Annotated in this window: 12 protein-coding genes; 7 read left to right on the plus strand and 5 right to left on the minus strand. The window is 63.9% G+C overall.

The genetic code is table 11. The features are described from left to right. Positions 1-2 precede the first annotated feature (2 nt). The 4 genes from ACP2YP_RS05030 to ACP2YP_RS05045 are packed head-to-tail and all read left to right on the plus strand — an operon-like array spanning position 3 to position 3805. On the plus strand, positions 3-962 hold the full coding sequence (locus ACP2YP_RS05030) for an ABC transporter permease (RefSeq protein WP_426422694.1): 960 nt from the start codon (positions 3-5) through the stop codon (positions 960-962). After that, on the plus strand, positions 928-1845 hold the full coding sequence (locus ACP2YP_RS05035) for an ABC transporter permease (RefSeq protein ID WP_426422696.1): 918 nt from the start codon (positions 928-930) through the stop codon (positions 1843-1845). The genes ACP2YP_RS05030 and ACP2YP_RS05035 overlap by 35 nt, the downstream gene beginning before the upstream one ends. Continuing rightward, the gene (locus ACP2YP_RS05040; RefSeq protein WP_426422697.1) at positions 1845-2840 is read left to right on the plus strand and encodes an ABC transporter ATP-binding protein; all 996 of its coding nucleotides are present in this window, start codon (positions 1845-1847) and stop codon (positions 2838-2840) included. Before ACP2YP_RS05035 ends, ACP2YP_RS05040 begins: the two co-directional genes overlap by 1 nt. Continuing rightward, complete coding sequence (locus tag ACP2YP_RS05045) at positions 2837-3805, plus strand: ABC transporter ATP-binding protein (RefSeq protein ID WP_426422699.1); 969 nt, start codon at positions 2837-2839, stop codon at positions 3803-3805. The genes ACP2YP_RS05040 and ACP2YP_RS05045 overlap by 4 nt, the downstream gene beginning before the upstream one ends. A 143-nt stretch (positions 3806-3948) precedes the next feature. Here the strand turns inward: ACP2YP_RS05045 and ACP2YP_RS05050 are convergent, their stop codons facing one another. The 3 genes from ACP2YP_RS05050 to ACP2YP_RS05060 form a co-directional block, all read right to left on the minus strand. Then, positions 3949-5850 (minus strand): sensor domain-containing diguanylate cyclase, encoded by a 1902-nt coding sequence (locus tag ACP2YP_RS05050; protein ID WP_426422700.1) that lies wholly within the window; start codon positions 5848-5850, stop codon positions 3949-3951. A gap of 180 nt (positions 5851-6030) precedes the next feature. After that, entirely contained in the window at positions 6031-6252 is a 222-nt protein-coding gene (locus ACP2YP_RS05055) for a dodecin (protein WP_254195821.1), read from the minus strand. Positions 6253-6366: 114 nt separating this feature from the next. Continuing rightward, positions 6367-7617, minus strand: a complete 1251-nt coding sequence (locus tag ACP2YP_RS05060) for a glycosyltransferase family 87 protein (protein ID WP_426422702.1) — start codon at positions 7615-7617, stop codon at positions 6367-6369. A gap of 289 nt (positions 7618-7906) precedes the next feature. On the opposite strand from ACP2YP_RS05060, the gene ACP2YP_RS05065 reads away from it, so the two are divergent. The 3 genes from ACP2YP_RS05065 to ACP2YP_RS05075 all read left to right on the plus strand — a co-directional run bounded on the left by ACP2YP_RS05065 (position 7907) and on the right by ACP2YP_RS05075 (position 12060). Beyond that, on the plus strand, positions 7907-9535 hold the full coding sequence (locus ACP2YP_RS05065; RefSeq protein ID WP_426422704.1) for a hypothetical protein: 1629 nt from the start codon (positions 7907-7909) through the stop codon (positions 9533-9535). A gap of 72 nt (positions 9536-9607) precedes the next feature. Next, entirely contained in the window at positions 9608-10609 is a 1002-nt protein-coding gene (locus ACP2YP_RS05070) for a glycoside hydrolase family 16 protein (protein WP_426422705.1), read from the plus strand. 2 nt (positions 10610-10611) lie between these two features. Beyond that, positions 10612-12060 (plus strand): GH1 family beta-glucosidase, encoded by a 1449-nt coding sequence (locus tag ACP2YP_RS05075; RefSeq protein WP_426422706.1) that lies wholly within the window; start codon positions 10612-10614, stop codon positions 12058-12060. A gap of 9 nt (positions 12061-12069) precedes the next feature. On the opposite strand, the gene ACP2YP_RS05080 is transcribed toward ACP2YP_RS05075, so the two are convergent. Beyond that, the gene (locus ACP2YP_RS05080) at positions 12070-12627 is read right to left on the minus strand and encodes an HNH endonuclease (protein WP_018316280.1); all 558 of its coding nucleotides are present in this window, start codon (positions 12625-12627) and stop codon (positions 12070-12072) included. Between the two features lie 215 nt (positions 12628-12842). Then, the gene (locus ACP2YP_RS05085; protein ID WP_426422708.1) at positions 12843-13820 is read right to left on the minus strand and encodes a peptidyl-alpha-hydroxyglycine alpha-amidating lyase family protein; all 978 of its coding nucleotides are present in this window, start codon (positions 13818-13820) and stop codon (positions 12843-12845) included.

Raw genomic sequence — 13820 nt, forward strand, 5'->3', positions numbered from 1 at the left:
CTATGAGCCAGTTTGTCCTCCGCCGCCTCCTGATCGCCATTCCGAGCCTGCTGGCCATTTCGCTGGTGCTGTTCGTCGTGCTGGCACTCGCGCCCGGCGATCCTTTCTCGGAGTTGGCAACCAATCCGAATGTGCCGCCCGAAGTGCAAGCCGCGCTTCGGGCCAGGTTCGGCCTCGACGATCCGATCTATCTTCGTTACCTGCACTGGCTCTCCGCCATGCTGCATGGCGATTGGGGCTTTTCCTTTGTCAGCCGGATGAACGTCGATACGCTCATCCTCCAGCGCTTGCCGACCACGCTCTACGTGATCGGCTCGGCGCAGATCCTGGCGCTCCTGATCGCGATTCCCGTCGGCGTCTATGCGGCGACGAAGCCCTATTCGCTGTTCGACCGAATCGCGAACACGCTCGCCTTCGTCGGCTTCTCGCTGCCGACCTTCTTCACCGGCATCCTGTTCATCCTGATCTTCTCGGTCACGCTGGATTGGCTTCCCTTCGTCTACACCACCGACATCAAGGCCACCGGCGTCCGCTATGTGCTGGAAATGATCCGGCAGGCGATCATGCCGGTGGCGGTGCTCGGCCTGTTCCAGGCCGCGTCGATGACGCGCTTCGTGCGCTCGGCGATGCTCGACGTGATTCGGCTCGACTACGTCACCACGGCGCGCGCCAAGGGCCTCGGACAGGCCAAGGTCATCGTCAAGCACGTGATGCGCAACGCCATGATCCCGGTCGTTACGCTGATCGCACTGCAGTTGCCTGCCGTGTTCGGCGGCGCCATCGTCACCGAGCAGATTTTTCGCATTCCCGGCATCGGCTCGCTGCTGATCTCCTCCATCCTCTCCAATGACACCCCGGTCGTGATGGCCGTGACCTTTGTGTTCGCCTGTCTGGTGGTGCTCTTCAATCTCATCGCGGATGTGCTGTATGGCTGGCTTGACCCTCGCATCTCCCTCCGCTGAGCGGCGCGTCTACTCGCCGTGGCGCGAGACATGGCGGCGCTTCAGCCGCCACAAGCTGGCCGTGGTCAGTGCGCTTCTGCTCCTCATCTTGATTCTGGCGGTGGTGGTCGGTCCCTTCATCTGGCGCGTCTCGATCAACGACATCGATATCGTGGCGGGCATGCAAGGGCCTTCGCTCGCGCATCCCTTCGGCACCGACGATCTCGGCCAGGATATCCTGGCGCGCATGATCTATGGCGGGCGTATCTCGCTTGCGGTCGGGCTGGCCGCAATGCTGGTCTCGGTCTTCATCGGCACGCTGGTCGGTGCGCTCGCCGGCATGTCGCGCGGTGCGGTCGGGCACGGATTGATGTGGCTCACCGACCTCTTTCTGTCGCTGCCGCAATTGCCGCTGCTCCTGCTGCTGATCTATCTCTTCCGCGATGGGTTGAAGCAGGTGTTCGGTCCCGAGGGCGGCATCTTCATCCTGATCGTCCTCGTGATCGGCGGCTTGCGCTGGATGCCGGTGGCGCGCCTCGTGCGTGCGCAGTTCCTGTCGATCCGTGAGAAGGAGTTCGTCGAGGCCGCGCGTGCGCTCGGTGCGAGCCCGGTGCGGCAGGTGGTGAAGCACATCCTGCCCAATGCGCTCGGTCCGGTGATCATCGCCGGCACCATCGACGTTGCCGCCGCGATCATCGCGGAATCGACGCTGTCCTTCCTCGGCCTCGGCTTTCCGCCCGATACCCCGACCTGGGGCCGGCTGCTGTACGATGCCAAGGACTTCCTCGACATCGGCCCGCATTGGGCGCTGTTTCCGGGCGGCGCGATCTTCATCGCGGTGGTCGCCATCAACTTCATCGGCGATGGTCTGCGTGACGCGCTTGATGCGCGACGGGTGATCTGATGGCGCCGCTGCTCGAGATCAAGGGTCTCAAGACCCACTTCTCCACCGATGACGGCATCTTGCAGGCCGTCGACGGCGTCGACATCTCCATCAACAGGGGCGAGACGCTCTGCGTCGTCGGCGAGTCCGGTTGCGGCAAGACCGTGACCGCAATGTCGATCCTGAAGCTGATCGCGATGCCGCCGGGCCGCATCGCGGCCGGCGAGATCATCTTCGAGGGCCGCGATCTGGTCCCGCTGACGAGCAATCAGCTCGACGAGATCCGGGCCAAGGAGATCGGCTTCATCTTCCAGGAGCCGATGACCTCGCTCAATCCGGTGCTGACCGTCGGCGAGCAGATCGCCGAGAGCCTGCGCCGGCATGAGGCGGTGACCCGGAAGCAGGCGCTTGAGCGCACCATCGAGATGCTGAAGCTGGTCCAGATTCCCAACGCCGAAGGCCGCGTGCACAACTATCCGCACCAGTTCTCCGGCGGCATGCGCCAGCGCGTGATGATCGCGATGGCGCTGGCCTGCAAGCCCAAGCTCATCATCGCCGACGAGCCGACCACCGCGCTCGACGTCACCATCCAGGCGCAGATCCTCGACCTGCTCCAGGACATGAAGGAACGCTTCGGCATGGCGGTGATGCTGATCACCCATGCCATGGGTGTCGTCGCCGAGACCGCACAGCGTGTCGTCGTGATGTATGCCGGCAAGGTGGTGGAGGAAGCGGATGTCGACGCTCTTTTCGCCGATCCGGGCCATCCCTACACGCAGGGCCTGATCCGCTCGATCCCGCGCATCGATCTCGACAGCGAGCACAAGACGCGGCTCGAAGCGATCGGCGGCTCGGTGCCGATCCTGATCAATCCGCCGGTCGGCTGCCGCTTCGCGCCGCGCTGCAAGTTTGCCATGGATATCTGCACCGAGAAGGAGCCGCTGCTGCGCGAGATCGCGCCCGGCCATCGCATGGCCTGCCATCTGGGAGATACGCAGTTGGGAGGCGCGGCATGAGCGAGCCCCTGCTCCGCGTCAGCGGCCTGAAGAAATATTTCCCCGTGCTCGGCGGCCTGCTGTCGCGCCAGGTCGGCACTGTCTACGCGGTCGACGGCGTGTCGTTCTCGGTCAATCGCGGCGAGACGCTCGGTCTCGTCGGCGAATCCGGTTGCGGCAAGTCGACGACCGGGCGCTGCGTGCTGCGCCTGATCGAGCCGACCGACGGCGAGGTCGTGTTCGACGGCCAGGACGTCGGCAAGCTCGGCGGCAACGATCTGCGCGCGATGCGGCGGAACATGCAGCTCGTGTTCCAGGATCCGTTCGCCTCGCTCAATCCACGCATGACGATCGGCTCCATCCTTGGCGAAGCCCTCATTATTCATAAGCTTGGGTCAACGGCCAAGGAACGTGAGGAGCGCGTCGCAAGTCTGCTGGTGAAGGTCGGCCTCAAGGCCGAGCACATGCGCCGCTATCCGCACGAATTCTCCGGCGGCCAGCGACAGCGCATCGTGATCGCGCGTGCGCTCGCGGTCGAACCGAAGCTGATCGTCTGCGACGAGCCGGTGTCCGCGCTCGACGTCTCGATCCAGGCGCAGGTCATCAACCTCCTGGAAGATCTCCAGGCCGAGCTGAACCTCACCTATCTCTTTGTCGCGCACGACCTCTCGGTGGTCGAGCACATTTCCGACCGCGTCGCGGTGATGTATCTCGGCCGCATCGTCGAGCTGGCGAAGGCGAGCGACCTCTATCGCAATCCGCAGCACCCCTACACCAAGGCGCTGCTCTCCGCCGTGCCGGTGCCGGATCCCAAGCTCAAGCGCAACCGCATCCGTCTCAAGGGCGACGTGCCGAGCCCGATGAAGCCGCCGTCAGGCTGTCACTTCCACACCCGTTGCCCGATCGCCCAGCCACGCTGCGCGGAAAGTGCGCCGGAACTGAAGGAAGGCGCAGGCGGGCATTTCGTGGCGTGCCATCTGGCCTGAGTTGCGCGGTGCATAGGTCCTTGGAGGTCTTCAACATCGGTCGGGCGGTTGCCGGCTTCGGTCCGCTGGTTGTCGGCATCGTCAGTGCCGCCTACGGCTTCCCGACCGCAATCGCGGGCCTTGCACTGCTCTACTCGATCCCGTCACGCGCTCTTCGCGGGCCAGGGGACGACTTGTCCCGACACCACCAGCCGGTCACGACCGCTGTCCTTGGCGGCGTAGAGCGCGCGGTCCGCGGCAGCGACCAGCGTGCTTGAGTCCGAGGCCTGGGACGGAAGGCTCGTTGCAGCGCCGACGCTGACAGTCACCAGGCGGGAGGGCGGATTTTGCGCGTGCAGCATGGCGAGATCGTGCAGCGCCTGGCGGATCCCTTCGCCGACCTCGGCGCAGCCGTCCGGACCGGTGTTCGGCAACAGCACGGCGAATTCCTCGCCGCCGTAGCGCGCGGCGAGGTCGGCAGGGCGCCTGGCGATAGCGGATAAAATCCGGCCCAGCGCGCGCAGGCACCCGTCGCCTGCCAGATGTCCGTAATAGTCGTTGAACTTCTTGAAATGGTCGACGTCAATCAGCAGGAGCGAGAGCTGCGTGCCGTCGCGCCGGGCGCGCGCCCATTCGTCGGCGAGGCGTTCGTCGAATGCGCGCCGGTTGGCGAGGCCGGTGAGAGCGTCGGTGGCCGCGAGCGAGGCGAGCTTGTCCTGAAGGTCCTTCTGCTCGGTGATGTCGCGCATGACAGCGACGACGCCGTCGATCTCGCCACTGTCAGAGGCCGGGGTCACGTGCAGTGCCGCCTCGGCCCAGATCTCGCCCTTATCGCGATGACGCTGGCGATAGACCAACCGCGCCTCCTCGGCTTCGCCGTTCTTCAGCGCGGCGATGACCTGCTCGACCCGTTCCATGTCGTCCGGGTGGATGCCGGCCAGGGCCGACGTGTCCAGCAGTTCTTCGGCCGACCAGCCGGTGATGCGCACGCAGGAGGGAGAGACGTAGATGAGCCGGTTATCCAGCCCGATCCGGGTCACCATGTCGCTGGATTGCTCGGCCAGCAGGCGGAAATTCGCTTCCTTGGCGACCAGGGCCTGTGCCATGCGCTGCCGATGCAGCAACTGACGGACCAGATAAAAGCCGATCACCGCGATCAGTAGCACGAGCCCGAGGACGAAGACCATGCGGGTGGCCGCGGCGTGTCGCCAGGGGGCCAGCACGTCGTCCTGCGACTTGCTCGCCAGCACCATCAACGGATAGTTGCTGCTGCGCTGGTAGTAGCTCAGCCGCTGCACGCCATCGATCGGCGACTTGAAATAATAGATCGCCGCTGCGGGTCGGCTTTTCCAATCCCTGAACAAGGGCGCATTGGACAGGTCCCGTCCGACGAAAGCTTCGCTCTCGTCACCGGTCCGCGCCAGCATGATGCCGGCGTTGTTGAGCAGCGATGCCGAGCCGTTCGGCCCGAAGTCGAACCGCTCGTAGAATTTCGAGAAATAGGCGACGTCGATCGTGAGCAGGGCGACGCCGGCGAAGCTGCCGTCCGGATGGTCGATCCGGCGCGACGCCGTGATGATCCACTGGCCGCCGGAGCGGCTCTTGACGGGCCGCCCGATCAGCGTGCCCTTGTCCGGGGAGGCGCGGTGCTGCCGGAAATATTCGCGATCGCTGTTGTTGAGCCCGGAGAAGTCGACGTGCTCGGTCGTGGCGAGCCAACGGCCGGTCTCGTCATAGACGAAGATGCCGCGGATGCGGTCCGATGACTTGCGGGTCGGCAGATAGGTCTGGAGCTTTGCGATTGTGTCCGGGCCCAATCCGTCGAGTTCGAGCCGGTGGACCAGCCCGACCAGGATCGTATCGGCAAGCTCGAACGTGTCGTTCGCGTGCTGGATCAGCGAATGCGCCAGATTGGTGACGTCGATCTCGGCGCTTCTGAGCGCCGCATTGCGCGTTTCCCATTCGCGCCAGGCGCTCAAGCCCAGGATCGTCACGCAGATCAGCGCAACGAATCCTGCCGCCCAGAGCGGAAGGTGCGCCTTGCCGAGTTCTCGGCTGGTGACCATCGGGTTTGCTCCAATTCGGTGCAAACCTCTCACTTTGGCCTTAACGGCCTGTTGCAAGAACCGTGATGATTGCGCGGGGCCGTAGTCAACCGGTGAGGATTGCCGGCGTTTCTATCCACTCTCGTCGGCGGATGTTAACCACGCTTCCGCGGCGGGATGGTTCGCCTCGCATTCGCCGCATCACCCATCCAGTGTGAACCCGACGCGCAGCGTCACCTGGTAGTGGCGCACGGCGCCGTTCTCGATGTGGCCGCGTGTCTGGACCACCTCGAACCATTTCATCTCGCGCACGGTCTTGGACGCGCGGCTGATCGCGTTCTTGATCGCGTCCTCGATCGAGGTCTCGGACGATCCGACCAGTTCCAGGATCTTATAGACATGATCCTTCTCGGCTGCGGGCATGGAGGGCCTCCCTCGGTTGTGCTGCGGCGTCGGCCGCCGCGGGGTCTTCGATTTGAACGGGCGCAGGCCTTTCCGGTTCCGTCATCGCTCCTGTGATCGGTGTGGTCTCCGCCGCTATGCGCGCTCGCCATGCAGGCGGATGGCGGCAGGCCCGGCGTCGCGCAGCAGGCACCGCAGCAGTATCGCGAGCACCGTCATGAGGGCGAAGCCACCAACGGCCGGAGCCGTATAATTCTGCAGGTCACTCGCGGTGACGTTCTCTGCGGACAGCCGGGCTGATTGCAGCAGCCCATAGGCGTTGGCCAGCAGGAGCAGGGCGTAGACCGCGCTGCGTTCGCGCGGGTTCGCCATGCTGGCAAAGTCCGGAAGCAGCAGTGCAAGCCCGATCCCCACGATCGGCAGGTCATAGTCGTAGGCGTAGGGGCTGATCATCACGGAGACGACCGCGACGATGCCGAGCGCGAAACGGGGAGACGGTCCGCGAGCAACCGCGAGTGCGACGGCGACCAGCGCGAGACCTGCCATTGCCATCTGCCCCCAGAACGCCCCAGCGGCGGGGAGGCCGGCCTTGTACAGGGCCGCATAGGCCGAGATCATCCGAAACAGCTGGTAGCGGCCTCCCTCCAGGAAGCCTGCGGCTTCCCGGATGCTGCCGAGCCACGCGACCCAGATTTGCAGCCCGAAGGCGAGCGTGCAGACGAGCGAGCTCGCGACCACCACGATCGCGGCGGTCAGCACCGCCGGCCAGCGGCGTGTCAACAGCATGTAGATGCCGGCCGCAACGGCCAGATGAGGCTTGATGACCATCAGGCCGAGCGCGATGCCGGCAAGCACCGGGCGCCGTTTCGCATTGATGCAGACCAGCCCGATCAGCGCGCCGGTCAAAAAGCCGTTCTGGCCAATCGCGATCGTGATCGCGATGGCCGGGAAAAACACGACGAGCACCAGCGCGAAGTTGTTTCCGGCGACGGCGCGGAGCGTCATCAGATAGGCCGCCAGCGTGACCGCCGTGAAGAGAAAATAGGCGGCCCAGCCCGGAAGGAACGCGAGGGGCGCAAGCAACAGGGCGAATTGCGGCGGATAAGTCCAGGGCATGACCTCGGCCGCGCCGCCGGCTGCCGCAAGCTGCATCTTCGCGAACGACTCGAACTGGTAGGTCAGGTCGATATCCCCGAGCCAGATCCGTTGCGCGACGATATGGAAGGCGGTGAAGTCGGGTGTCTGGCTGCCGTACCAGAGGCCGCCTTCGAAGAACCGGAGGGCCTTGAAGGCGAGGATGGCTGCGAGGAGCGAGAGAATGACGCAGACGTAAATTGTCCGCTTCCGCGGCGAGGCCTGGATCTGCTCCAATGTTGCGGTGAGCATACGACCTAGCCCAGATCTGAGAGGATTGAAGAACGGAAAGCGCCGTCGCGCATGGAGCCGAGCTTGCCGCGTGAGGATTAACGGACGGTAACGGGTCGTTCATGCGCCCCGAAAGTCGTTGCGACCGGGGTTGGGGGAGCCCGGTCACCCATCGTCATTAACGAAATGCTGACGTAACGGTCAGGCACGAGCTGGCGGAAATGCGCGATTAAACTCTTGATTGTATCGGATGCGGCTGACGAGGGCCGGGAACTGTCATGGGCTTGGCTTTGACCGCGGGGAGAGCTCTGTGACGACTGCCGTGAAGCATTACGATCGCCTGGACCGGACAGGCCGGCTGTCGTCTGCGGGTTCCGGCGCGGGTTGGTGGACCCGTCCCTCGACTGTCGCGGTGCTGCTTTGGTTGTCGCTGTTTGCTGCGGAACTCGCCGCAATGGTTGCGCAGTGTGACGTCAGGTTCGTTTTCTCGCTGGACGATGCGTATATTCATCTTGCGGTTGCCGACCAAATTCTCTCCGGCGGATATGGGGTCAACGCCGGTGAATTTTCATCGCCAAGCTCCTCGATCATCTGGCCTTATGTTCTCGCGCTGACCGAGGCCATGCATCTCGGCCCGTTCGGCCCGTTGCTGATCAACGCCGCCGCCGCATGTGCGACAGTGTTTGCGCTTCTGCGTGCGCTGGAAGCGAACGGGTTGTTCGATGACGTCAATGATCGCTCGTTCGGCTATCTGATCGCATTGCTCCTCATCTTTAACGTCAGCGCTGTCGCGCTGCCGATGACCGGCATGGAGCACAGCGCTCACGTGTGGGCCTCCGTCGTGACCTTTCTCGGTCTCGCCGCGGCTGCGCGCGGATCCGCGCCGACGCGGCTGCACTTCATTGCGCTGGTGCTACTTCCCCTGATCCGCTTCGAAGGTGCCGCCTTTGCCTGTGCGGCCATTGCCGGCTTCGCGCTGCTCGGCCATCGGCGCTTTGCTGTCGGCGCCGCGCTCGTCGTTGCCGTCAGCCTGTCCGGCTATTTTGCATTGATGACCTCGCGCGGCCTACCGCTGCTGCCGAGTTCGGTGCTGCTGAAGGGCTATCTCGCAAATCTCGATGGCGAATCCGCGAGCAATCTGCCTGCCGTCGTCAAGAACATGCTGCGGAGCATCACCAGCTCCTATGGCTTGCGGCTCATCATGCTCGGCCTTGCCCTTGCCGGCTGCACCTCCTGGCTGCGTGCCGACCGCAAGGCGCTGATCGTCTGTCTGACCGTTCTCGCCGCCATCGGTGCTCATCTGGTGTTCGGTCAATATGGCTGGTTCAACCGCTATGAAGTCTACATCATGGCGCTCGCGGCGGCCGCGTTGCTTTGGAGCGCCGCGCAAGCCAGGCCGCGTCTGCCCGCGTTGCAATGGTCGCTCACGAAGATCGCGCTGGTGCTTGGGCTCGGCATTGCGGCGATGCCCTATGTGACGACCGCACTGGTCACGCCGATCGCTGCCAGCGATATCTATGAGCAGCAATACCAGCTGGCTCGCTTCGCCAAATCGTTCTACCGGCATGCGGTTGGGGTCAACGATCTTGGCATGGTCGCCTACCGCAATCCCAACTACACGCTCGATCTCTGGGGCCTTGGTTCCGAACAGGTGCGGAAGGCGAGAACCGCTGGGCAGTATGGACCCGCGGAGATGGAAGCCCGCGCCAACGATCATGGTATCGGCCTGGTGATGATCTACGACGTCTGGTTCCCGAAGGGCGTGCCGTCGAGCTGGACCAAGGTTGCCGTGCTGAGAACGAGAACCGTAACCTTGTCGCAACAGGATGTCGCCTTCTACCGTGCACCTTCGGCCGATGCGGCGGAGGTGAGCTCGGCGCTTCAGGCGTTCAGGGCAACAATTCCGCCGCGCGACCGGCTGGACATCATCGTGCCGTAGCGTCGGCTCTTGCCCGCGCGAAGAGAGGCGAGTTATCCTCGGCCTCTTTCCTTGCATGTGCGATGTGCGGCGATGATCGACCGTTGGACGAGAAGCGCGTTGATCGCGACCGGATTATTCATGGCATCCGTGCCGGGCGTCGCGCAGGACGACCTCGATGGCGCGCCGGGCAGCTTGTCGCTGCAAGTGACAACCGACCCGTCCACGATCGAATGCCGCAAGCTCGAAGCGATCAATCCCGCCTCGCTGATCTTCCTGCCGCTGCGGCGGACCTTTAACGAGGACTTCGACGAGCATCCGCTGTCGAGCGGGCGCTGGGTGCCGCATTATGCAGGCGGCGCGGCGTGGCCGGAGGCGCGTTATTGGGGCGGCGATGGCTCCGATTTCAAGCGCAAGACCAGCGCCAATGGCGAGCAGCAGATCTATGTCGATCCGCGCTATGCCGGTCGCGCGACGACGCCGCTCGGGCTCGATCCGTTCAGGGTGAAGAACGGTGTGCTGTCGATCGTCGCGAGCCGCACGCCACCCGATTTGAAATCCGTGCTGTTCGACAATGAATACATCTCGGGCATCCTGACGACGCAGGGTACTTTTTCGCAAAAGCACGGATATTTCGAGATCCGGGCCAAGATTCCGGTCGGCCATGCGGTGTGGCCGGCATTCTGGATGCTGGCGGATGATGGCGGCTGGCCGCCCGAGGTCGACGTGCTGGAAGGCCGCGGTGAGCGGCCGGGCGACATGGTGATGACGACGCATTGGCGGATTCCGTCTACCCAGAAGATCCAATCCTGCGGCTTCGATTTCGCCGTCGGCAACGCCTCGACCACGTTCCACAATTACGGTGTGCTGTGGGAGCAGGATCGGTTGGTCTATTTCATCGACCGCAAGCCGGTCTCCGATATCACGGTGCCGATCGGCTTCGACGATCCCATGTACATGATCGTCAATCTCGCGATCGGCTCGAAATTCTTTGTCGGGGTCGGCCCCGTCGATGCGGAATCGCCGCCGACCGTCGCGTTCGAGATCGACCGAATTTCCGCCTATCAGATCGACATGGAACAGGCGCAGAGATGACGATGTCGGCTTTCTCGCGCCGCTCATTCGCGAAGCTGACCGGGCTTGCTGCGCTCAGCCTCACCACGCGCGCCAGCGCCTTCGGCAGTGAGACTCCGGCAGGCGCGCCATTCCCGAAGGATTTTCTCTGGGGCACGGCGACCTCCTCCTATCAGATCGAAGGCGCCATCGACGAGGACGGCCGCGGCAAGTCGATCTGGGACGTTTTCAGCCATACGCCCGGCAAGATCGAGGACGGCTCCACCGGCGACCGCGCCAACGAGCATTATCATCGCTACAAGGAGGACGTCGCGCTGATCAAGGCGCTCGGCGTCAAGGCCTACCGCTTCTCGATCGCATGGCCGCGGGTGTTTCCGGACGGGATGGGACAGCCCAATCCAAAGGGTCTCGATTTCTACAACCGACTCGTCGACGAACTGCTTGCGAGCGGCATCGAGCCTTATGCCACGCTCTATCACTGGGACCTGCCGCAGGCGCTCCAGGACCGCGTCGGCGGCTGGGCGTCGAGTGATACGTCGAAGGCCTTTGCGGACTACGCTGCCCATGTTGCCGCGCGCCTGACCGATCGCGTCAAGAACATCTTCACCGTGAACGAGGTCGGGCGCTTCGTGAATTTCGGCTATGGCTGGGGTATCGACGCGCCGGGCCTGAAGCTGCCGACGGCGCAGCTGAACCAGGCGCGCCATCACGTCGCGTTGGCACACGGCCTCGCTGTGCAGGCGATCCGCGCCTCGGGTCGCGCCGGTACGCGCGTCGGCGCGGCCGAGAACATCGCGGCCTGCGTGCCGGCGATCGCGACGGCTGAGAACATTCGCGCTGCCGAGATCGCGACGCGCGAGCTCAATGCCGGCTTCCTCGGCGTGGTGCTGGAGGGCAAGTACACCGACGGCTTCCTCGCCTATGCCGGCGCGGATGCGCCGAAATTCACGGCCGAAGAGCTGAAGATCATCGGCACGCCCAACGATTTCGTCGGGCTGAACATCTACGCGCCGCAGTTCTACGTCACCGCCTCTGACCGCGCGCCGGGCTTCCATGTGTTGCCGTTCCCAACCTCGTTCCCGCACATGAATTCGGAATGGCTGCGGGTCGGCCCCGAGGTGATCTACTGGGCGCCGCGCATCGCCGCAAAAATATGGAACATCGAGACCATCTACATCAGCGAGAACGGCACCTCCTCGGAGGACAGGATCGCCGCCGACGGCCAGGTCTACGATCTCGACCGGATCATGTTCCTGCGCAACTACCTGACCCAGATGCAGCGCGCGATCGCCGACGGCGTGCCGATCCGCGGCTATTTCCTGTGGAGCCTGATGGACAATTTCGAGTGGATCTTTGGCTACGGCAAACGCTTCGGCCTCTACCGGGTCGATTTCGAGACGCAGGCGAGGGTGCCGAAGCTGAGCGCGGCGTTCTACCGCGACGTGGTGGCGAAGAATGCGATCGGGGTGTGAGGCCAGCCCCTACGGATCCAGCTCGGTATCCCAGTAGAGATAGTCGAGCCAGCTGTCGTGCAGATAGTTCGGCGGAAACAGCCGGCCGTTGCGGTGGAGCTGGTGCACGGTCGGGGCGAAAGCGTGCTGGCGCGGAAACATCTTGGCTTGCACCGGCGTGAGATTGCCCTTGCGCAGATTACAGGGTGAGCAGGCCGCGACCACGTTTTCCCAAGTGGTCTGGCCGCCTTTGCTGCGCGGGATGATGTGATCGAAGGTGAGGTCTTCGGGCGAGCCGCAATATTGGCAGGCGAATCGATCGCGCAGGAAGACGTTGAACCGGGTGAAAGCGGGATGCGTGGTCGGCTTGACGAAGGATTTGAGCGAAACGACGCTCGGCAGCTGCATTTGCAGCGTAGGGCTGTGAACCGCCTGGTCGTAATGAGCGACGATGTTGACGCGGTCGAGGAACACCGCCTTGATCGCGTCCTGCCACGACCACAGAGACAGTGGGTAGTAACTCAGCGGCCGGAAGTCCGCGTTAAGGACCAGCACCGGCCAACTGCCTTGCGAGACATGTGCGTTCAAGTAACGCTCCCGGCCTCCAATATACGCTGCGAAGCAGCATGTATTGACATACTACATGCAGCGTGACGGGATTGTGAAGCCCGTTGAGCGACTTATTCAGGCGCAAGCAATACGGCGGCGGGGTGGCAAACGCTCAAAAACGCCGCGATTCGGGGAGGGGCAGGGAGCCGGCGCGGAACTGCCTTTTGCCCCGTGTGGCGGCTTTGCGGTGACAGCTACTCCCGCACCCGCTCCAGCTTCTGCAGGCACCGCGTGCTGCGGACGAAGGCCGGCATCTCGTCGTCCGGAAAGCTGGTCTTCCAGTCGGTGACGCCGACTTCGCCGACATAGATATCGCCCTTCGAATCCAGCGCGATGCCGTGTGGTGCCAGAAACTTTCCACTGGCGACACCCGGGCCTTCCTCGCCGCCGAGCCGCGCGATCCGCTTTCCCGTGGCGTCCACGATTGACAGCCGCGGGCCGAGATTGGGCACTTTTCGGTTGACGGCCATGCCGGGGCCGAGTTCGCCGATGACGAAGGTCGGGCTCTTGCCCCCGCCGCAACAGCACAGCGCACAAGGGCGATGCAGATTGTTCCACTGCGTCTCGTATTTGCCCTCGCCATTGAACACCTGCACCCGATGGTTCTCGCGGTCGGCGACATAGACCCAGCCGTCGGCATCGGTGGCGATATTGTGCACGATGTTGAACTGGCCGGGATCGGTGCCGGGCTCGCCCCAGCTTTTGATGAGCTTGCCGTCGGGCGTGTATTTGTGCACGCGCGCATTGCCATAGCCGTCGGAGACGTAGATCTCGCCCTTCGGCGACAGCGCGGTGTGGGTGCAGCGGTGGAACGGTTCGCCGCTCATGAACGGCGCAGGCTTTGCCGGGATGCCGATCGTCAGCAGCACCTTGCCCTCGGTGGTGCATTTGCGCACGGTGTGGTCGCCGTCATCGGTGCAATAGAGATTGTCGTCAGCGTCGATATGCAGGCCGTGGGCGCGGGAGAACAGGCCTTCGCCAAAGCTGCGCTGGAAATTGCCCTCGCGATCGAGCACCACCATCGGATGGGCGCCGCGGTTGAAGACGTAGACGCGATCCTTGCTGTCGACCGCCACCGAGGCGACGTCGGTGAGCTGCCAGCCGTCGGGAATCTTTGCGAAATTTTCGACGACGCGGTAGCGGTGTTCGCCGGCGCCGAGAATGGCTGGCAT

Origin of the sequence: Bradyrhizobium genosp. A (assembly GCF_049949275.1) — a bacterium.
Taxonomy (GTDB): domain Bacteria; phylum Pseudomonadota; class Alphaproteobacteria; order Rhizobiales; family Xanthobacteraceae; genus Bradyrhizobium.